This is a genomic window from Burkholderia sp. AU38729 (assembly GCF_020419725.1).
Lineage (GTDB): Bacteria > Pseudomonadota > Gammaproteobacteria > Burkholderiales > Burkholderiaceae > Burkholderia.
The window spans coordinates 615,724-634,170 of the sequence record NZ_JAIZQO010000003.1 but is presented as its reverse complement, the minus strand read 5'-3'; the positions used below and the strand labels follow the sequence as shown (position 1 = coordinate 634,170).

At 67.6% G+C, this 18,447-nt stretch carries 18 protein-coding genes; 8 read left to right on the top strand and 10 right to left on the bottom strand.

What is annotated here, in order from left to right:
- Nucleotides 1-77 precede the first annotated feature (77 nt).
- From LGM56_RS11870 to LGM56_RS11855, 4 genes are all read right to left on the bottom strand, one after another.
- A complete protein-coding gene (locus LGM56_RS11870; RefSeq protein WP_027788011.1) occupies nt 78-1,067 on the bottom strand; it encodes a beta-ketoacyl-ACP synthase III in 990 nt (329 codons plus the stop codon).
- Nucleotides 1,068-2,174 (bottom strand): phosphate acyltransferase PlsX, encoded by a 1,107-nt coding sequence (plsX, locus tag LGM56_RS11865; RefSeq protein ID WP_089494370.1) that lies wholly within the window; start codon nt 2,172-2,174, stop codon nt 1,068-1,070.
- 129 nt (nt 2,175-2,303) lie between these two features.
- Entirely contained in the window at nt 2,304-2,483 is a 180-nt protein-coding gene (gene rpmF / locus LGM56_RS11860; RefSeq protein WP_006051932.1) for a 50S ribosomal protein L32, read from the bottom strand.
- Nucleotides 2,484-2,581: 98 nt separating this feature from the next.
- Nucleotides 2,582-3,217: a DUF177 domain-containing protein gene (locus tag LGM56_RS11855; RefSeq protein ID WP_226204688.1), complete on the bottom strand. Its 636-nt coding sequence runs from the start codon at nt 3,215-3,217 to the stop codon at nt 2,582-2,584.
- A 229-nt stretch (nt 3,218-3,446) separates the two neighbouring features.
- Between LGM56_RS11855 and LGM56_RS11850 the strand changes: the two genes are divergently transcribed.
- The gene (locus LGM56_RS11850; RefSeq protein WP_226204686.1) at nt 3,447-4,079 is read left to right on the top strand and encodes a Maf-like protein; all 633 of its coding nucleotides are present in this window, start codon (nt 3,447-3,449) and stop codon (nt 4,077-4,079) included.
- On the top strand, nt 4,076-4,798 hold the full coding sequence (locus LGM56_RS11845) for an SAM-dependent methyltransferase (RefSeq protein WP_226204683.1): 723 nt from the start codon (nt 4,076-4,078) through the stop codon (nt 4,796-4,798). The genes LGM56_RS11850 and LGM56_RS11845 overlap by 4 nt, the downstream gene beginning before the upstream one ends.
- Before the next feature lie 57 nt (nt 4,799-4,855).
- Here the strand turns inward: LGM56_RS11845 and LGM56_RS11840 are convergent, their stop codons facing one another.
- The 4 genes from LGM56_RS11840 to LGM56_RS11825 are packed head-to-tail and all read right to left on the bottom strand — an operon-like array spanning nt 4,856 to nt 7,928.
- Nucleotides 4,856-5,848, bottom strand: a complete 993-nt coding sequence (locus LGM56_RS11840) for a S49 family peptidase (RefSeq protein ID WP_089494366.1) — start codon at nt 5,846-5,848, stop codon at nt 4,856-4,858.
- Nucleotides 5,849-5,860: 12 nt separating this feature from the next.
- Complete coding sequence (locus tag LGM56_RS11835) at nt 5,861-6,262, bottom strand: Rieske (2Fe-2S) protein (RefSeq protein ID WP_226204681.1); 402 nt, start codon at nt 6,260-6,262, stop codon at nt 5,861-5,863.
- On the bottom strand, nt 6,259-6,918 hold the full coding sequence (locus LGM56_RS11830; protein WP_226204678.1) for an HAD-IA family hydrolase: 660 nt from the start codon (nt 6,916-6,918) through the stop codon (nt 6,259-6,261). Before LGM56_RS11830 ends, LGM56_RS11835 begins: the two co-directional genes overlap by 4 nt.
- A gap of 5 nt (nt 6,919-6,923) precedes the next feature.
- Nucleotides 6,924-7,928 carry an RluA family pseudouridine synthase gene (locus LGM56_RS11825; protein WP_039348433.1) on the bottom strand — a complete coding sequence of 335 codons (1,005 nt, stop codon included), beginning with the start codon at nt 7,926-7,928 and terminating at the stop codon, nt 6,924-6,926.
- A gap of 724 nt (nt 7,929-8,652) precedes the next feature.
- On the opposite strand from LGM56_RS11825, the gene LGM56_RS11820 reads away from it, so the two are divergent.
- From LGM56_RS11820 to LGM56_RS11795, 6 genes are all read left to right on the top strand, one after another.
- Nucleotides 8,653-11,787 (top strand): Rne/Rng family ribonuclease, encoded by a 3,135-nt coding sequence (locus LGM56_RS11820; RefSeq protein ID WP_226204677.1) that lies wholly within the window; start codon nt 8,653-8,655, stop codon nt 11,785-11,787.
- A 131-nt stretch (nt 11,788-11,918) separates the two neighbouring features.
- Entirely contained in the window at nt 11,919-13,031 is a 1,113-nt protein-coding gene (gene moaA / locus LGM56_RS11815) for a GTP 3',8-cyclase MoaA (RefSeq protein WP_071334146.1), read from the top strand.
- Nucleotides 13,032-13,059: 28 nt separating this feature from the next.
- On the top strand, nt 13,060-13,677 hold the full coding sequence (gene mobA / locus LGM56_RS11810) for a molybdenum cofactor guanylyltransferase MobA (RefSeq protein WP_226204675.1): 618 nt from the start codon (nt 13,060-13,062) through the stop codon (nt 13,675-13,677).
- Nucleotides 13,678-13,780: 103 nt separating this feature from the next.
- A complete protein-coding gene (glp, locus tag LGM56_RS11805; RefSeq protein ID WP_226204674.1) occupies nt 13,781-15,079 on the top strand; it encodes a gephyrin-like molybdotransferase Glp in 1,299 nt (432 codons plus the stop codon).
- 39 nt (nt 15,080-15,118) lie between these two features.
- Nucleotides 15,119-15,394, top strand: a complete 276-nt coding sequence (locus tag LGM56_RS11800; RefSeq protein WP_006401288.1) for a hypothetical protein — start codon at nt 15,119-15,121, stop codon at nt 15,392-15,394.
- Nucleotides 15,391-15,876 carry a GNAT family N-acetyltransferase gene (locus tag LGM56_RS11795; RefSeq protein WP_089494359.1) on the top strand — a complete coding sequence of 162 codons (486 nt, stop codon included), beginning with the start codon at nt 15,391-15,393 and terminating at the stop codon, nt 15,874-15,876. Before LGM56_RS11800 ends, LGM56_RS11795 begins: the two co-directional genes overlap by 4 nt.
- Before the next feature lie 81 nt (nt 15,877-15,957).
- Here the strand turns inward: LGM56_RS11795 and rmuC are convergent, their stop codons facing one another.
- The gene (gene rmuC, locus LGM56_RS11790; RefSeq protein WP_089430778.1) at nt 15,958-17,436 is read right to left on the bottom strand and encodes a DNA recombination protein RmuC; all 1,479 of its coding nucleotides are present in this window, start codon (nt 17,434-17,436) and stop codon (nt 15,958-15,960) included.
- Entirely contained in the window at nt 17,433-18,422 is a 990-nt protein-coding gene (locus LGM56_RS11785) for a 2-hydroxyacid dehydrogenase (RefSeq protein ID WP_226204672.1), read from the bottom strand. The genes rmuC and LGM56_RS11785 overlap by 4 nt, the downstream gene beginning before the upstream one ends.
- Between the last annotated feature and the right edge of the window lie 25 nt (nt 18,423-18,447).

The following is an 18,447-nucleotide window of genomic DNA, read 5'->3' as shown; positions in this document are numbered from 1 at the left end:
CCCAATTGAATCGATTCGGACGGCGCGCACGAATGGCGCGCCGATGGGATCCGCGCGCAGCAGTCGCGCGCCGCGGATCAGTAGCGGAAGACCGACGCGCCCCAGGTGAAGCCGCCGCCGACGCCTTCGATCAGCACGTGCTGGCCGCGCTGGATACGACCGTCGCGCACTGCGGTATCGAGCGCCAGCGGGATCGACGCGGCCGACGTGTTGCCGTGCTGGTCGACCGTCACGACCATGCGCTCCTGCGGCAGGCCGAGCTTGCGGCAGGTACTGGTCATGATGCGGATGTTGGCCTGGTGCGGAATCAGCCAGTCGATCTGCTCGGGCGCGAGATTCGCCTTCGCGAGCGCCTCGATCGCGACCTTCTCGAGCACGTTGACCGCGAGCTTGAACACGGCCTGACCGTCCATGTACAGGAACGCGCTGCCTTCGATCACGCCGCGATTGACGTTGCCTGGCGTGCAGAGGATGTGCGAATAGCTGCCGTCCGCGTGCAGCGCGCTGCCGAGCACGCCCGGCTCTTCCGATGCGGACAGGATCACCGCGCCCGCGCCGTCACCGAACAGCACGCAGGTCGTGCGGTCCTTGAAGTCGAGAATGCGCGAAAACGTCTCCGCGCCGACGACGAGCGCCGTGCGGTGCTGGCCGCTGCGGATGAAGCTGTCGGCCGTCGCCATCGCGTACGCGAAGCCCGAACACACGGCCTGCACGTCGAATGCCGCGCCGCCGTTCTTGATGCCGAGCTTGTTCTGCAGCAGGCACGCGGTGCTCGGGAACACGAAATCGGGGGTCGAAGTCGCGACGATGATCAGGTCGATCGACTGCGGATCGATGCCGGCGGCTTCGATCGCGCGACGCGACGCCTCGAGCGCGAGATCGCTGGTCGTGACGTCGGGTGCGGCGAAATGGCGCGCATGGATACCCGTGCGCGCAACGATCCATTCATCGCTCGTCTCGATGCCTTCCTTCGCAAGGCGATCGGTCAACTGCTGGTTCGTGACGCGGTCAGGCGGCAGGTAGCTGCCCGTGCCGAGCACGCGGGAATAGAGAGTCGATTGGGCCATTTATGCTTTAGAGGATTGCGCAGCGGAAGGGTCGGCGTGATGGCCTGCGGCGGGGCTTGCATGGCCCGCACCGCCCGCGTCGTGTTCGCCTTCGCCGAGCGACACTGAATTATCCGCCATCGCGCGCGCGAGGCGCTCCAGCACGCCGTTTTTGACGGCATCATACCCGCGTTTGATCGCCCACTCAAACGCGTAGGCATCGGCCGAACCGTGGCTCTTGATCACGAGGCTTTTCAGCCCCAGCAGCGCCGCACCGTTGTACTGGCGGTGGTCGACGCGCTTCTTGAAACGCATCAGGACCGGCAGCGCGAGCAGCGCCATCAGCTTCGACATCAGCGAACGGCCGAACTCCTCGCGGATGATGTCCGACAGCATCTGCGCGAGCCCCTCGGACGTCTTCAGCGCGACGTTGCCGACGAAGCCGTCGCACACGATCACGTCGACCGTGCCCTTGTAGATGTCGTTGCCTTCGACGTTGCCGCGGAAATTGAGCGTGCTGGCACGCAGCAGTTCGCCTGCGCGCTTGATCGTCTCGTTGCCCTTGATCATCTCTTCGCCGATGTTCAGCAGGCCGATCGTCGGACGCTCCTTGCCTTCGAGCGCCGCTACGAGTGCGTGCCCCATTTCCGCGAACTGCAGCAGGTGCTGCGGCTCGCAGTCGACGTTCGCGCCGAGGTCCAGCATCATCGTGTAGCCGGTCGGGTTCGGCAGCGCGAACGCGATCGCGGGCCGCTCGATGCCGGGCAGCGTCTTGAGGACGTAACGGGAAACGGCCATCAGCGCGCCGGTATTGCCGGCGGAGATGCAGGCCTGTGCCGCGCCTTCCTTGACGTGGTTGAGTGCGACGCGCATCGAAGAATCCTTCTTCTTGCGCAGCGCCACTTCGACAGGGTCGTCCATCGCCACGACTTCGGTGGCGGGAACGATGGTCAGCGCGGGATCGTCGAGGGCTTTCAGCTTTTTCAACTGAGCGCGGATCGCGCTTTCGATGCCGACGAGCATCAGGTGCGCATCGGGATGCGCGCGGACGAACTTGACTGCTGCGGGAACGGTCACGGACGGGCCGTGGTCGCCTCCCATGCAATCGATTGTGAGCTTTACGGTCATGGAATGCGACGAATTTCAGGCACAAAAAAGCGGCAGTTGAATGCCGCCTTTTTGTTGAGCCAGGAAAGTGTCAAGCGAACCAGTTGTCACGCGAACGGCAAGCGTAGCGCGCAACGCGTGACTTGACGCTTAGTCGTTCTTCGTCTTGACGACTTTCTTGCCGCGGTAGTAGCCGTTCGGGCTGACGTGGTGACGCAGATGCACTTCACCCGTGCTCGGCTCGACTGCCAGCGGCGCTGCCGTCAGGAAATCGTGCGAACGATGCATGCCGCGCTTCGACGGCGACTTCTTGTTTTGCTGGACTGCCATGACTAACTCCTAAATAATTTTCCGGATTCTAACACAGCCCGATCCGGCGCTTAACTACCCTGGCCCAAAGCCTTTACGCCTTCCCGCGCCACAACTGCTTAGTGTTTCTTGGTGCCGTCACCGTCCTTCTTCAGCGCTTCCAGCGCTGCGAACGGATTCGGCCGTTTGCCTTCGTCCCCGGCTTCGTCGGACTCTTCGTCCGCCTCTTCCGCGGGACCGCTCGCACCCGACACGAGGCTTTCGTGAACTGCCGGGCAAACCTCGTGCTTGGGCACGAGCGGCAACGAAAGCAGCAATTCCTCTTCGATCAAGTCGACGAGATCGAACTGGCGTGAGCCCACGATCACATCGGCTTCATCGTCGTCGAGCGGAAATTCTTCAGCTTCTTCTTCGGTCGCGACGACCCGGTACGTCATGTCGACGTCGAACGTCTGGTCGTACGAGGTCATGCAGCGCTGGCACGTGAGCCACGCATCGCCGTGCACCGCAAGGCGCAGATACGGCTGCTGCCCGTCGGCGCCGTCGTCCTGCAATTCCTTCTGGGTGAACCCTTCCGCCTGCCATGTGAAGACCGTGTCGCGATCTGGCGCGTCCGCGGGCACTTCGTTTAACATGCGCGGCAGTTGCGAGAGGCGCACCGCACCCGCTGCCTGCCGCCCGCTGCGGGCGAACTCGAACAGGTCGATTGCATGCGGATCAAGCGCCGCAGCCGGCTTGCCAGAAGAAGTGTTCATATGCGCTCCTGCCTACAGGCTGACTTGCGAATCCGGCTTGGTACCGCTCGCGTACGGCTCATCCGCGGATGACGTACTTTACTTCCGAAGACCCGGCAGGCGCCACCACACGGAAGCCTGCCGACGAAAAGCGGGAAAGCATACCTGTTTTACCTTTTGCGGTCAATCACTTAAGCTTGCGTCCGCGCAACGCCGCACAACACCTGACGACTCACCGATCCAACCGACCATGCCGGATACCGTTTGCCGCCCGCCGCGGCTGATTCTTGCCTCCAGTTCACGCTACCGCCGCGCGCTCCTCGAGCGCCTCGGCCTCCCCTTCGACGTCGTGTCGCCCGACCTCGACGAAACCCCGCACGACGGCGAAACGCCGGCCGCGACCGCCCTCCGGCTCGCCAGCGCGAAAGCGCGCGCCGTCGCCGCGACGATCGACGCGCCCGACGGCGTGCTCGTGATCGGGTCGGATCAGGTCGCGACCTTCGACGGGCTCCAGATCGGCAAGCCCGGCACCCATGAGCGCGCGCTCGCGCAACTCGTGTCGATGCAGGGCCGCGCAGTCGAGTTCCACAGCGCGCTCTGCCTGTACGACAGCCGGACGGGCGAAGCGCAGGTCGAGGACGTCGTCACGCACGTGCGCTTCCGCTCGCTGCCCGAGGCCGAACTCGACGCGTACCTGCGCGCCGAAACGCCGTACGACGTCGCCGGCAGCGCGAAGTCCGAGGGACTCGGCATCGCGCTGCTCGACGCGATCGACTCGAATGACCCGACCGCGCTCGTCGGCCTGCCGCTGATCGCGCTCACGCGCATGCTGCGCGCCGCCGACTATCCGTTGTTTGCAACCACCCGTGGAGACCGCGCATGACCGCCGGCACGCTTTACCTCGTCCCGAACACGCTCGGCGAAGGCGACGAATCGATGCTCGCGGCCGTCCTGCCCGCGGCCGTGCAGGCGCGCGCCGGCACGCTCGGCTATTACATCGGCGAGAACGCGAAGACGACGCGTGCATTTCTGAAGAAGATCGGCACGACGCGCCCGATCCAGGAAATCGAGATCAGCGAACTGAACGTCAACACGCCGGCCGGCGCCATCGACCGGCTGCTTGCGCCCGTGCTGGCCGGTGCGGACGCCGGCCTCGTGTCCGAAGCCGGCTGCCCGGCCGTCGCCGATCCCGGTGCGTTGCTGGTGCGCCGCGCGCACGAGCGCGGCGTGAAGGTGGTGCCGCTCGTCGGGCCGAGTTCGATCCTGCTTGCGCTGATGGCATCGGGCCTGAACGGCCAGAGCTTCGCGTTCAACGGCTACCTGCCGGTCGACGCGGCCGCGCGCGCCAAACGCCTGCGCGAACTCGAACAACTGTCACGCAAGGCGCGGCAGACGCAGATCTTCATCGAAACGCCGTACCGGAATCAGGCGATGCTCGACACGCTCGTCGCGACCTGCGCACCGTCGACGCAGATCTGCGTCGCGGCCGACCTGACCCTCCCGACCGAGACGATCGCGAGCCGCACCGTCACGGACTGGAAAAAGGCGCCTGCACCGAATCTGCACAAGCGCCCTGCGATCTTCCTGCTGCTGGCGAACTGAACGCGGCAGGCGAGCCGCCGAGTGAACAGCGGGCCATCGCGGCCCGCCCGCCTCCGGTCAGCGCAGGCTGACCGACGCGCCGCCGGCGGTCAGTGCCTTCATCGCGGCGCCGCCGACGGCCGCGCCGAACTTGCGCGCAACGCGGTTCGTCAGGCTTTCCTTCACCGTATAGTCGACGAGATCCGGCGCCTTCAGGACGTCGCGCGCGACCGTGTCGGTCGTGCCGTAACCATCCGCCAGCCCGAGCTCGACGCTCTTCTCGCCGGTCCAGAACAGCCCCGAGAACATGTCGGGCGTCTCGTGCAGCCGCTTGCCGCGGCCATCCTTCACGGCCTTGATGAACTGCGCGTGCACCTGGTCGAGCAATGCCTGCGCATGCGCGTCCATCTTCGGCGTTTCCGGCGAGAACGGGTCGTAGAAGCCCTTGTTTTCACCCGACGTATGCAGGCGCCGCTCGACACCGAGCTTGCCCATCAGCCCGGTAAAGCCGAACCCGTCCATCAGCACGCCGATCGACCCGACGATGCTCGCCTTGTCGACGAAAATCTTGTCGGCCGCAGACGCGATGTAATAGCCGCCCGATGCGCACATGTCGGTCACGACGACATACAACGGCTTGTCCGGATGCTTCGCGCGCAGCCGGCGGATCTCGTCGTAGACCATCCCGGCCTGCACCGGGCTGCCGCCCGGGCTGTTGATCCGCAGCACGACCCCGGCCGTGCCGTCGTCGTCGAACGCGGCGTCGAGCGCCGTGTTGATGTCGTCGGCGTTTGCATTGACGCCGGCCGCGATCTCGCCGTCGATCGTCACGAGCGCCGTATGCCGCCCGCTCGACGAGAACTTCGAATCGCTCGAGAAATCGATCAGCGCGAACGCGAACAGCACGAATACGGCGAGGAACGCGAAGCGGAAGAAGATCTTCCAGCGCCGCGCCGCGCGCTGCTCCTTGACGGCCGCGAGCGCGATCCGCTCGAGCGCCGCACGCTCCCAGTTCGGTTCACGGCTATCGGGACGGGAGGAAGAATCCGGGGAATTCGGTTGGTCGGCCATGCAGGGTTGTCGTTAGTCGGTCGTGGCGGGAATGGCGGGACGCAGGTCGGCGTCGGGCACCCAGAATACCGCACGCCCGTCGGACGTGTCGCGCTCGTCGACCTCGACCGGCCGCAGGCGGCCACCGCGGCACGGCCCGCCGACGCACTTGCCGGTGTTCGGCGCGTAGATCGCGCCATGCGTCGCGCACATCAGATAGAGGCCCGACGATTCGAAGAACTGCCCTTCGGCCCAGTCGAGCTCCATCGGCACATGCGCGCAGCGATTCAGGTAACCGTATGCCTGGCCCTCGTAGCGCACGAAGAACACGACGGCCTGCTCGCCGCGCAGCGTCGCGTCGACGCGCACGCCGGCGCCGCCGTCGGCCAGCGCATCCGATGCGCACACGCGCACGGCGTCCGGCGCCGCGCTCATGCGTATTCCCGCAGCCACGCGGCCAGCGCGCCGACGTCCGGCGCGACGAAGCGTGGCGCGAGCGCGGCCAGTGCGTCGGCCGTGTGCGCGCCGTACGCGACGCCGACGCCAGCGGCCCCGGCACTCGCGGCCATCTGCAGGTCGTGGGTCGTGTCGCCGATCATCACGGTGCGCGACAGGTCCTGCCCCAATTCCCGCGACAGTTCGTGCAGCATCGCCGGATGCGGTTTCGAGAAGGTTTCGTCGGCGCAGCGCGTCGCATCGAACAGGCTCGTCAGCTTCGACTGGTCGAGCACGCGGTTCAACCCGACCCGACCCTTGCCGGTTGCAACGGCGAGCAGATAGCCCGTGTCGCGCAGTTCGGCGAGCAGTTCGCGCACGCCGGCGAACAACTCGATGCGCTGGTCGTCGAGCAGATAGTGATAGCGGTAGCGCTCGGCGAGCCGCGAATAGTCGGACGGATCGAGGGTCGGAGCCGTAATCTGCAGCGCATCGCGCAAGCCGAGGCCGATCACGTAGCGTGACGCCTCGTCGGACGGCGTGGGCAGGCCGAGATCGCGGCATGCGGCCTGGATGCTGTGCGCGATGTGCGCAGTCGAATCCATCAGCGTGCCGTCCCAGTCGAAGACGATCAGGTCAAATTGCTGTCGAGCCATGCGGTTCAGGCGGTATCGCGCAGTGCGCTGAGTTGATCGAGGAAGCGCCGGCATTCGTCCGGCAGCGGCGCATCGAACTGCAGTGCCTCGCCGGTCAGCGGATGAGCGAGCCGCAGCCGGTACGCATGCAGGAACATCCGTTTCAACGACGGCTGCGCATTCGCGCGCGCCAGCGCCTTGTTCAGTGCGAAATCGCCATACTTGGCGTCGCCGGCGATCGGCAGGCCGAGATGCGCGAGGTGCACACGGATCTGATGGGTCCGACCCGTTTTGAGTTCCGCTTCGAGAAGCGCGTACTCGGGCCACAGGTCGACGAGGTTGAACACCGTATGCGACGGGAGCCCGTCGTCCTGCACTCGCACGCGGCGCTCCCCTTCCGGGGTCGAATACTTGAACAGCGGCGCCTTCACGGCGCGGCGACGCCCCCAGTCGGACTGCCATTCACCGTGGACGCACGCGAAGTAGCGCTTGTCCATCTTGTTCTCGCGAATCTGTTCGTGCAGGCCCACCAGCGCCGTGCGCTTCTTCGCGAGCATCAGGATCCCGGACGTCTCGCGGTCGAGCCGATGCACGAGTTCGAGGAATTTCGCGCGCGGGCGCGCCTGGCGCATCTGCTCGATCACGCCGAACGCGACGCCGCTGCCGCCGTGGACCGCCACCCCGGCCGGCTTGTTGATGACGAGCATCGCGTCGTCCTCGAACAGCACGTCGAAGTGCGCGGGCGGCACGATGGTGGCTTCGGCACGCGCGAGGTCGGCGGCGGCCACGCGCACGGGCGGCACGCGGACGATGTCGCCGAACGCGAGCCGGTACTGCGCATCGACCCGGCCCTTGTTCACGCGCACTTCGCCGCTGCGCAGGATCCGGTAAATATGGCTTTTCGGCACGCCTTTACAGACGCGCAACAGGAAGTTGTCGATACGCTGACCGGCCGAGTTTTCGTCGATCTCGATCATCGATACCTGGCCGCTTGCGACCGAATTCTGGGATATTTTGCCTAACTCGTTCATACTGAATATAATTTTGCCCAGCCTGACGTTGCGGGCGGCCTCACCGGCCGGCCCGGACCAACCGGGCAAGGCGCAAGCGCAAACCGTTATTTTACTTGCGCCGGGGGTCTGCTGCTCGCCCCTAATCAAAGAGATGCAGCAAGTTGCACGCACGGCGCCGCCCGTCGGCAAGGATCGCGCCCACAGGCGGATTCGGTCGGCAAGGCGCCGCGGTAACGGAAAGTTGGTTGAAAAGAATTTGATCGGCAGCCCGACGGCGCGAAGTGCGTCCCGCAGGCTGCCGGTTGCGAAAATTACGGCGTTGCGCCCGATTTGGCTCCGCGAAGCGTGCGGGGCCTGGCGACGTCAAACCAGGGAAGTACACCCCAGGCGGGAAAGTCGGGCTGGATTCGATACTCCCCGCTGCGGCCCGAGCCGCAGCATCTGCCGCCCGTTGGCACGCGCGTCGCATGGCGACGCGCCCCGCGGCAGTGCCCGGCCTCAGGCTTAGCGCGCTTTGACAGCGTGCGGTGTGTGGACGCCGTGCTTTGAAGCCGTGTTCGCAGGTGCCCTATGGCCGCCGGCCCCGTCTTACGGGCCCAAGCGCCTCTTCAGGCAATTCTCCCCGCCATCGTTCCCGCTCCAGCGTGCTCGTGACAACACAACAAGGCGCGGCCTGCCGTCGTTCCCGCCCTCGCGACTGACAACCGCGAGGCGCCGCCAGCAGAGCCGCCTGGAGTCGTTCATGAAACGCATGCTGTTCAATGCGACGCAGCAGGAGGAGCTGCGCGTCGCCATCGTCGATGGGCAGAAGCTCATCGACATCGACATCGAGACAGCCGGGCGCGAACAGCGCAAAGGCAATATCTACAAAGGTGTCATCACCCGTATCGAGCCGTCGCTCGAAGCGTGCTTCGTCAACTACGGCGAGGACCGCCACGGCTTCCTGCCGTTCAAGGAAGTCGCCCGCCAGTACTTCAAGGAAGGCATCGACATGCGCTCCGCGCGCATCCAGGATGCCCTGCGCGAAGGCCAGGAACTGATCGTCCAGGTCGAGAAGGAAGAGCGCGGCAACAAGGGCGCCGCCCTCACCACGTTCATCTCGCTCGCCGGCCGCTACCTGGTGCTGATGCCGAACAATCCGCGCGGCGGCGGCGTGTCGCGCCGGATCGAAGGCGACGAGCGTCAGGAACTGCGCGAGACGATGGCGCAACTGCAGATCCCGGACGGCATGAGCATGATCGCCCGTACCGCGGGCATCGGCCGCAGCGCCGAGGAACTGCAGTGGGACCTGAACTACCTGCTGCAACTGTGGCGCGCGATCGAAGCGGCGTCGCAAAGCGGCAACCCCGGCCAGCCGATGCTGATCTATCTGGAATCGAGCCTCGTGATCCGCGCGATCCGGGACTATTTCCAGCCCGACATCGGCGAAATCCTGATCGATACGAACGAAATCCACGATCAGGCCCGCGCATTCATGGACATCGTGATGCCGGACAACGTCGCGAAGGTGAAGCGCTACCACGACGACGTGCCGCTGTTCTCCCGCTTCCAGATCGAACACCAGATCGAAACCGCGTACTCGCGCACGGTGCCGCTGCCGTCGGGTGGCGCGATCGTGATCGACCACACCGAAGCGCTCGTCGCGATCGACGTGAACTCGGCGCGTGCGACCAAGGGCGCGGACATCGAGGAAACGGCGACCCGCACGAACCTCGAAGCGGCCGACGAAGTCGCCCGTCAGCTCCGCCTGCGCGACCTCGGCGGCCTGATCGTGATCGATTTCATCGACATGGAATCGGCGAAGAGCCAGCGCGAAGTCGAGCAGCGCCTGAAAGACGCGCTCAAGCATGACCGCGCACGCGTCCAGATGGGCAAGATCTCCCGTTTCGGCCTGATGGAACTGTCGCGCCAGCGCCTGCGTCCGGCCCTGTCGGAAGGCAGCCACGTGACCTGCCCGCGTTGTAACGGCACCGGCCACATTCGCGATACCGAATCGTCCGCGCTGCAGGTCCTGCGGATCATTCAGGAAGAAGCGATGAAGGAAAACACCGCGGCGATCCACTGCCAGGTGCCGGTCGAGGTGACCGCCTTCCTGCTCAACGAAAAGCGTCAGGAAATCAACAAGATCGAGTCGCGCTTCAAGGTCGGCATCGTGCTGATCCCGAACAAGCACCTCGATACGCCGCACTATAAGCTCGAGCGCCTGCGCCACGACGACGCCCGTCTCGACGACCCGCGCGCGTCCTGGAAGATGGCCGAGGAAGCCGCCCGCGAACTCGAGTCGGAAACCGGCTACAGCAAGCGCGCGGCGGAAGTGAAGCCGAAGCAGGAAGCCGCGGTCAAGGGCATCACGCCCGAGCGTCCGGCACCGAGCCCGGCACCGCAGCGCCCGGTCGAACCCGTTGCAGCGCCCGCGCCTGTCGCGCCGGCAACCGGCGGCTTCATCGGCTGGCTGAAGGGCCTGTTCGGCGTATCGCCGGCGCCCGCAGCCGCACCGGTTGCTCCGGCCCCGGCGAAGGAGCAGACAGCCCGTCCGGCTCGCGGCGAACGCGCCGAGAAGTCCGAGCAACGCGGCGAACGCGGCGGCGATCGCAACCGCAACCGTCGCGGCGGCGCCCAGCAGGCGCAAGGCGGCCGCGACCAGGTCGCGGCAGGCCGTGGCCAGCCGCAACGCCAGGAGCGCGAAGGCAAGGAAGTGCGCGAACCGCGTGAGGCTCGTGAGCCGCGTGAAGGCCGCGAACCGCGCGAGGGTCGTGAACCGCGTGAAGGTCGCGAGAACCGCGAAGGTCGCGAGGGCCGTAGCCCGCGCGAAGGCCGCGAGCCGCGTGAAAGCCGTGAGCCGCGCGAACCGCGCGAGAACCGCGAACCGCGTGAACCGCGCGAGCGTGTCGAGCAGCCGGACGGCGTTGAAGCTGCGGGTCGTGGCGAGCGCCAGGAACGTCGCGAGCGCCGCAAGCCGACTCAGCATGCGGCCACGCTGGAAACCGTCACCCGCGGCGAAACCCATCCGGACCCGGAAGCCGACAAGGCCGTCGCAGAAGCCCTGCCCGGCGCCGAACTGGCAGCCGACGCGGAAGCCGGCGCGCGTGATGGCGAGGAACGTCGCCGTCGCCGTCGCGGCCGCCGTGGCGGTCGTCGCGAGCGCGAGGAAGACGGCGCAGTCGTCGACCACGCCGAGCAAGGCGCAGAGGGTGAAGTGACGGTGCAAGCCGTGACGCCGGAAGCACCGGCTGCTGCCGAACCGGCCCAAACGGCCGCACCGGCAGTCGTCGTGGCAGCCGCCGCGGCAAGCGCCGTCGTCGCCGAAGCCGTGGTCGAGCACCATGCCGAACCGGCAGCACCGGCCGCTGTCGAGCCGCAGCCGGCACCGGTACACGTCGAAGCAGCGCCGGTCGAAGCAGCAGTGGTCGCCCAGGCAGAGGAAGCGGCACCGGTCGCCGCGGCCGTCGATACGGAAGCCGGTCCGGCTCCGGTCGCGGTTTCGCCGACCGACGCGTTCGAAGTGCCGGCAGCACCTGTCGCCGTCGAGGCGCCGCAGCCGGCCCCCGTCGAGCAAGCCGCACCGGCCGTGACGACCGAAGCCGCTCCGGTGGCTGCGGAGCCGGCCCATGTCGAAGCCGCGCCGGTCGAGGCCGTCGCCGCACCGGCACCGACTCCGGCCCCCGCCCAACCGGCAGCCGCGCCCGCTTCGGCGAGCCTGGATACCGTGCTGGAGCAGGCTGGTCTCGTCTGGGTGAACACGGACGCCGGCAAGTTCGCCGCTGCGCAGGAAGCCGCGTCGCGCCTCCCGCGTCCGGCTCGCGTGCCGCGCGAACGCAAGGCGCTGCCGCCGGTCGATACGGCCCCGATGCAGCAGGTCGAAACGACGCATCACTGATCGACGCATCGTCCGACCAGGAAAAGCCCGCCTCCGGCGGGCTTTTTCATGTCCGCGCTGCGGGTTTCCGCCCACCGGACCGACCCGCCGCTTGCGGCTAAAATAGAGGTCTGGTTCGCACTTCTTTCAACATGTCCCGACGCATCATTCCTCTCGCCGACGTCAGCGGGATGCCGGACGTCTCCGGCGTCGCGCACGCCCCGGACGGCACGCTGGCCGACACGTTCGCCAGGCCGCTGCGCGACCTGCGCATTTCGGTGACGGATCGCTGCAACTTCCGCTGCGTGTACTGCATGCCGCGCGCCGTCTTCGACAAGGACTACCCGTTCCTGCCGCACAGCGCGCTGCTCACGCACGAGGAAATCGAACGCGTGGCGCGACTCTTTGTCGCACACGGCGTCGAGAAGATCCGCATCACGGGTGGCGAGCCGCTGCTGCGCAAGAATCTCGAATTCCTGATCGAGCGCCTCGCCCGCCTGACCACGCACGACGGCCGCCCGCTCGACCTGACGCTCACGACCAACGGTTCGCTGCTCGCACGCAAGGCGCGCGCGCTGAAGGACGCCGGGCTCACGCGCGTGACGGTCAGCCTCGACGCGCTCGACGATACGTTGTTCAAGCGCATGAACGATGCCGAGTTCGCGAGCGCCGACGTGCTCGACGGCATCTTCGCGGCCCAGGCCGCGGGTCTCGCGCCGGTCAAGGTCAACATGGTCGTGAAGCGCGGCACCAACGACAGCGAGATCCTGCCGATGGCCGAGCGTTTCCGCGGCACCGGCGTGATCCTGCGCTTCATCGAATACATGGACGTCGGCACGTCGAACGGCTGGAACATGACCGAGGTGCTGCCATCGGCCGACGTCATCGCACGGATCGCCGAACACTTCCCCCTCGTGCCGCTCGATCCGCACACGGCGGCCGAAACCGCGCAGCGCTGGGGCTATGCGGACGGCGGCGGCGAGATCGGCGTGATTTCCAGCGTCACGCAGGCCTTCTGCGGCGACTGCACGCGCGCGCGGCTGTCGACCGAAGGCAAGCTGTACCTGTGCCTGTTCGCGTCGGCCGGCCACGATCTGCGCGCGCTCGTGCGCGGCGGCGCGAGCGACGCCGAGATCGCGACCGCGATCGCCCGCATCTGGCAGGCCCGCACCGACCGTTATTCGCAACTGCGCGGCAGCGCGTCGGCCGACGCCGTGCCCGACGGCGCCGGCAAGCGGGTCGAGATGTCGTATATCGGCGGCTGACGCACGCCGCCCATCCCGCCCGCTTACCATGCCCGCCTCCGCCTCTCCCTCGATTGCCGGCCTGCTGCTCGCAGGCGGGCGCGCCACACGCATGGACGGCGTCGACAAGGGCCTGCAGTTGCTCGACGGCATGCCGCTCGCGCTGCGCGTGCTGCGCCGGCTCTCGCCGCAGGTCGACGAGACGCTGATCAGCGCGAATCGCCATGCCGATCGCTATGCCGAACTCGGTGCGCCATTCGATGCGCGCATCGTCGCGGACGAAACACCCGACTTCCCCGGCCCGCTCGCGGGCCTGCTCGCCGGCATGCGGGCGGCACGCGCGCCGCTCGTCGCGTGCTCGCCATGCGATACACCCTATCTGCCGGCCGACCTCGTCGCACGGCTACAGGCGGCGCTCGACGCGCAGCAGGCCGACATCGCCATGGCGGTGACCGTCGATGCACAACAAGTGCGCTCGCCGCAGCCGACGTTCGCGCTGCTGCGCACGTCGCTGGCCGACGATCTCGCCGCCCGGCTCGCCGCCGGCGACCGCAAGGTGCGTGCGTGGTACGCACGCCACAAGACGGTCGAAGTCGAGTTTCACGACGAGCGTGCGTTTTACAATGCCAACTCCTGGCAGGAACTCGCCGCGCTGGCCCGCCGCTGACGGCACCCGCGCGGTTCCCGCCCGCCGCGCGCAACCCGCGCCCAGGCACCCTCCTCGCGCCACCGGCCACGAACCCGATACGCCTTGCGGCGCAGTCCGACTGATGATCACGCAATCCTCGCCCGCCCCCCGAACCGCACCCGATTCCGATGCCCCGCTGTCGCTCGCCGACGTGCAGGCGCTCGCGTGCCGCTTCGCGGTGCCGGTCGACGCGTGTGACACGGTGGCGCTGCGCGAGGCACTCGATCGCGTGCTCGCGGCCGACGTGAACGCCCCGTTCGACATTCCCGCGTACGACAACTCGGCGATGGACGGCTACGCGTTCGACGGCAGTACGGGCACGCACGCATCGCCGCAAGCGGAGGTCACGCTGGCGGTCGCCGGCACGGCGCTCGCCGGCCATCCGTTCGACGGCGCCGTGGCGGCCGGATCATGCGTGCGCATCATGACGGGCGCGCCGATGCCGGCCGGCTGCGACACGGTGATTCCGCAGGAACGCGTGCGCGTCGACGGCGACACGATCGACTTCGCCGCGCACGACATCGCGCGCGGCGCGAACTGCCGCAAGGCCGGCGAGGATCTCGCGCGCGGCGCGTGCGCGCTTGCCGCAGGCCGCATCCTGCGGCCGTCCGATCTCGGCCTGCTCGCGTCATTCGGTGTCACCGAGGTTTCGGTGCGCCGACGCGTGCGCGTCGCCGTCTTCTCCACCGGCGACGAACTGCGCGAGCCCGGCGAGCCGCTCGGCCCCGGCACCCTGTACGACAGCAATCGCGGGATGCTGATCGCGATGCTCGAAAGGCTGCATGTCGACGTTGTCGATCTCGGGATCGTCCGCGACGACCCGGCCGCACTCGAAGCCGCGTTGCGCGGCGCGGTCGCCGCGCAGGCCGACGCAGTGATCACGTCGGGCGGCGTATCGGTCGGCGAAGCCGACTTCACGCGTGACGTCATGGCACGGCTCGGCGACGTGACGTTCGCCAGCGTCGCGCTGCGTCCCGGCCGGCCGCTCGCGTGCGGCACGCTCGCTCGCGCGGCCGAAGGCGCCGGTTACGCACTGTTCTTCGGGCTGCCCGGCAACCCGGTCGCGTCTGCCGTAACGTTCTACGCGATCGTGCGCCCCGCGCTGCTGACGCTGGCCGGCGCGCAGGCCCAGCCGCCGGCGATGCATTCCGCACTCAGCACGCAAGCGCTGAAGACGCGCCCGGGCCGCACCGACTACCTGCGCGGCGTCGCGACGCGCGCCGCCGACGGCCGCTGGCACGTCGCACCGGCCGGCTCGCAGAGTTCCGCGTCGCTGAGCGGCCTCGCGGCCGCCAACTGTTTCATCGTCCTGGGCCACGATACCGCGGCAGTCGACGCGGGCACCCCGGTCGACATCCTGCCGCTCGACGGCCTGATCTGAATTCCACTATCGGTATATCTCTACGGGGGCAATCCGCACATGAAGAAACAAATTTCGTCGATCGCAGCGGGGCAGACCGCAAAAGCGCTGATCCTCGTCTACCTGACGTTCAGCGTGCCGATCGTGCTGCTCGGCATTCTCGTCGCCTACGTCCGCTACGGGATGGTCGAACTGAGCACGATCCTGAGCGCGCTGCTGCTGAACGCCATCCTCGGCTTCGTGCTGCTGTGGATCGCATGCCACGCGTACAACTGGGTCGCATCGCGCTTCGGCGGCATCGAGATCGTGCTGTCCGACCCGCCGGAAGAAGCGTGAGCGGCACACCGCTGATCCGCGCGGCTCAGGCACGCGACGTCGGCGCGATCCTCGCGCTGATGCGCGAGCTGGCCGAGTTCGAGAAACTTGCGCACCTGTTCGTCGCGACCGAGGCCAATCTCGCCGACGCGCTGTTCGGCGAGCAGCCTGCCGCCGAGGCAAGGGTGGCCGAGCACGACGGCGCGATCGTCGCGTATGCGCTGTTCTTCCACAATTATTCGACGTTCCTCGGCCGTCGCGGCCTCTATCTCGAGGACCTGTACGTGCAGCCGTCGCAGCGCGGCACGGGCCTCGGCACCGCGATGCTGCGTCAACTCGCTGCCTTGGCCGTCGAGCGCCGTTGCGGACGCTTCGAATGGTCGGTCCTCGACTGGAACCAGCCGGCGATCGATTTCTACGAAAAGATGGGCGCAACCGTGCTGCCCGACTGGCGCATCGTTCGCGTCACGGGCGACGCACTGGATACGCTCGCCGGGCATTGACTGCGAGCCGGCCATCGCGTCAAACGAAAACGGGCGCCGCGGCGCCCGTTTTTACTTTCCAGCCGATCTCGGCCATGTGCGTCATGCGTCGTCCGCATCGGCACCGTCGGCCCCTTCCGCACCCAGCAGCCCTGCCGCCGTATCGCCCGGCAGCGCCTCGACCTGCTTCAGCTTGCGATTCATCACGCGCGTGCGCTGCTCGGCGGCCTCGATCGAGCGCGTGACCGTTTCGAGCTGCGACTTCGTTCGCGCGAGCACGTCGCCGAACTTGCCGAACTCCGTCTTCACCGCCCCGAGCACCTGCCACACCTCGCTCGACCGCTGTTCGATCGCGAGCGTACGGAACCCCATCTGCAGGCTGTTCAACAGTGCGGTGAGCGTCGTCGGGCCGGCGACCGTCACGCGATAGTCGCGCTGCAACAGGTCGGTCAGCCCCGGGCGGCGCAGGATCTCCGCATAGAGCCCTTCGGTCGGCAGGAACAGCAGCGCGAAATCAGTCGTGTGCGGCGGCGCGACGTACTTCTCGGCGATCGTGCGCGCCTCCAGCCGCACGCGCGCCTCGAGCGCGCGGGCCGCTTCCTCGACCGCCACCGCATCGGCACGCTCCTGCGCGTCAATCAGCCGCTCGTAGTCCTCGCGCGGGAATTTCGCGTCGATCGGCAACCATACGGGTGGCGCGTCGCGGGTGCCGGCCTCGCGCCCCGGCAGCCGGATCGCGAACTCGACGCGCTCGCTGCTCTTCGGCACCGTCGCGACGTTCTTCGCGTATTGCTCGGGCGTCAGCATCTGTTCGAGCAGCGCCTCGAGCTGCACTTCACCCCAGGTGCCGCGCGTCTTCACGTTGGTCAGCACCTTCTTCAGGTCGCCAACGCCCGCCGCGAGCGTCTGCATCTCGCCGAGCCCGCGATGCACCTGCTCGAGCCGGTCCGACACGAGCTTGAACGATTCGCCGAGCCGCTGCTCGAGCGTCGCGTGCAGTTTCTCGTCGACGGTGCGGCGCATCTCCTCGAGCTTCGCCGCGTTGTTCGTCTCGATTTCCTTCAGCCGCTGTTCGAGCGTCGCGCGCACCTCGCCGATCCGGCGGTCGTTCGCTTCGGTCAGTTGCGTGAGCTGCCGGTTCAACGTGTCGCCGAACAGCCTGAGCGCGCCTGTCTGCTCTTCGCGCGCCTGCTGCGCCTGGCGCTGCACGCTTTCGCGCATCGCGTCGAACTGCTGCGCGTTGCCGGCGACGAGCTTGCCGAGCTGCTGTGCAAAACCTTCGATCTGGTTGTTCTGCACGGTCGCGACGCTCGTCAGTTGCGCGGCGAGCGTCTGCTGAAGCTGCGCGAAGCTGCCGGCCAGCTCGGTGCGCGAGCCGCGCGCGTTCTCGACGATCTCGCCGCGCAATTCGCGTTCGAGCCGCTCGACTGCGCGCGCCTGCGCATGCGCGGCGTCCTCGATCTGGTCGCCGAGTATCGCCGCATCGTCGTGGCGGCCACCGCCACGCACGAGCGCGACGATCGCCACCGCAAGCGCGACGGCCAGCACGACGACCGCCGCAAGCAACAACGTCATCGTCATGCGCGCGACTTCCCGATCACGTCGGGGTTGATCGGATTCGGCGGCTGCCCAGCGCGCGGCCCTTCGCCCAGCGCGGCGATCAGGTTGTCGGCGGCGAGGTTCGCCATCGCGCGGCGCGTCTTTTCGGTCGCGCTCGCGATATGCGGCGTCAGCACGACGTTCGGCACCTCGAGCAGCGCCGGATGGACCGTCGGCTCGCCTTCGTACACGTCGAGGCCGGCCGCGGCAATCGTCCCAGCGCGCAGCGCGACGGCCAGCGCCGCGTCGTCGACGATCCCGCCGCGCGCGATGTTGGTCAGCGTCGCGGTGGGCTTCATCTTCGCGAGCTCGGCCGCGCCGATCGTGTGATGGTTCTCCTTCGTATACGGCAGCACGAGCACGACGTGATCGGCGCGGGCGAGCAGCGCGTCCTTCGACACGTACTCGGCATTGAGCTCGGCCTCGATCTCGGGCGCGACCCGCGACCGGTTGTGATAGATCACCTGCATCCCGAAGCCACGCGCGCGGCGCGCGAGCGCCTGGCCGATGCGCCCCATCCCGATGACGCCGAGCGTCGAGCCGTAGATGTCGCTGCCGAGGAAACCGTCGTACGCCCACTTCTGCCAGAGGCCGGCCCGCAGCCAGTGCTCGGATTCGGCGATCCGGCGGGCCGCGGCCATCATCAGCGCCCAGCCGAAATCGGCGGTCGACTCGTTCAGCACGTCAGGGGTGTTGGTGCCGAGCACGTTCGCCGCATTGAACGCGGCCATGTCGAAATTGTTGTAGCCGACCGCCATGTTCGCCACGACGCGCAGGCGCGGCGCTGCCGCGAGCTCCGCCGCACCGACCGGATCGCCGGCCGTCAGCGCGCCGTCCTTGTCGGCCAGACGCGCGGCGAGCGCGTCGGGCGCGAGTGCGTCGCCGTTGTTCCAGTCGACGTCGAAATACTGCTTGAGCCGCTCGATCACGTCCGGAAAGATCGGACGCGCGACCAGGATCTTCTGCATCGCCATCTCCGCATGCCACGGACGG

What these genes read in the sequence shown, in the direction of transcription:
- LGM56_RS11835 (WP_226204681.1), bottom strand. Translation starts at nt 6,262, where the DNA reads ATGAGCGCGGCGCCGGACGCCGTGCGCGTGTGCGCATCGGATGCGCTG.
- LGM56_RS11830 (WP_226204678.1), bottom strand. Translation starts at nt 6,918, where the DNA reads ATGGCTCGACAGCAATTTGACCTGATCGTCTTCGACTGGGACGGCACG.
- LGM56_RS11820 (WP_226204677.1), top strand. Translation starts at nt 8,653, where the DNA reads ATGAAACGCATGCTGTTCAATGCGACGCAGCAGGAGGAGCTGCGCGTC.
- LGM56_RS11840 (WP_089494366.1), bottom strand. Translation starts at nt 5,848, where the DNA reads ATGGCCGACCAACCGAATTCCCCGGATTCTTCCTCCCGTCCCGATAGC.
- LGM56_RS11855 (WP_226204688.1), bottom strand. Translation starts at nt 3,217, where the DNA reads ATGAACACTTCTTCTGGCAAGCCGGCTGCGGCGCTTGATCCGCATGCA.
- mobA (WP_226204675.1), top strand. Translation starts at nt 13,060, where the DNA reads ATGCCCGCCTCCGCCTCTCCCTCGATTGCCGGCCTGCTGCTCGCAGGC.
- rmuC (WP_089430778.1), bottom strand. Translation starts at nt 17,436, where the DNA reads ATGACGATGACGTTGTTGCTTGCGGCGGTCGTCGTGCTGGCCGTCGCG.
- LGM56_RS11825 (WP_039348433.1), bottom strand. Translation starts at nt 7,928, where the DNA reads ATGAACGAGTTAGGCAAAATATCCCAGAATTCGGTCGCAAGCGGCCAG.
- glp (WP_226204674.1), top strand. Translation starts at nt 13,781, where the DNA reads ATGATCACGCAATCCTCGCCCGCCCCCCGAACCGCACCCGATTCCGAT.
- LGM56_RS11800 (WP_006401288.1), top strand. Translation starts at nt 15,119, where the DNA reads ATGAAGAAACAAATTTCGTCGATCGCAGCGGGGCAGACCGCAAAAGCG.
- plsX (WP_089494370.1), bottom strand. Translation starts at nt 2,174, where the DNA reads ATGACCGTAAAGCTCACAATCGATTGCATGGGAGGCGACCACGGCCCG.
- LGM56_RS11845 (WP_226204683.1), top strand. Translation starts at nt 4,076, where the DNA reads ATGACCGCCGGCACGCTTTACCTCGTCCCGAACACGCTCGGCGAAGGC.
- moaA (WP_071334146.1), top strand. Translation starts at nt 11,919, where the DNA reads ATGTCCCGACGCATCATTCCTCTCGCCGACGTCAGCGGGATGCCGGAC.
- LGM56_RS11850 (WP_226204686.1), top strand. Translation starts at nt 3,447, where the DNA reads ATGCCGGATACCGTTTGCCGCCCGCCGCGGCTGATTCTTGCCTCCAGT.
- LGM56_RS11870 (WP_027788011.1), bottom strand. Translation starts at nt 1,067, where the DNA reads ATGGCCCAATCGACTCTCTATTCCCGCGTGCTCGGCACGGGCAGCTAC.
- rpmF (WP_006051932.1), bottom strand. Translation starts at nt 2,483, where the DNA reads ATGGCAGTCCAGCAAAACAAGAAGTCGCCGTCGAAGCGCGGCATGCAT.
- LGM56_RS11785 (WP_226204672.1), bottom strand. Translation starts at nt 18,422, where the DNA reads ATGCAGAAGATCCTGGTCGCGCGTCCGATCTTTCCGGACGTGATCGAG.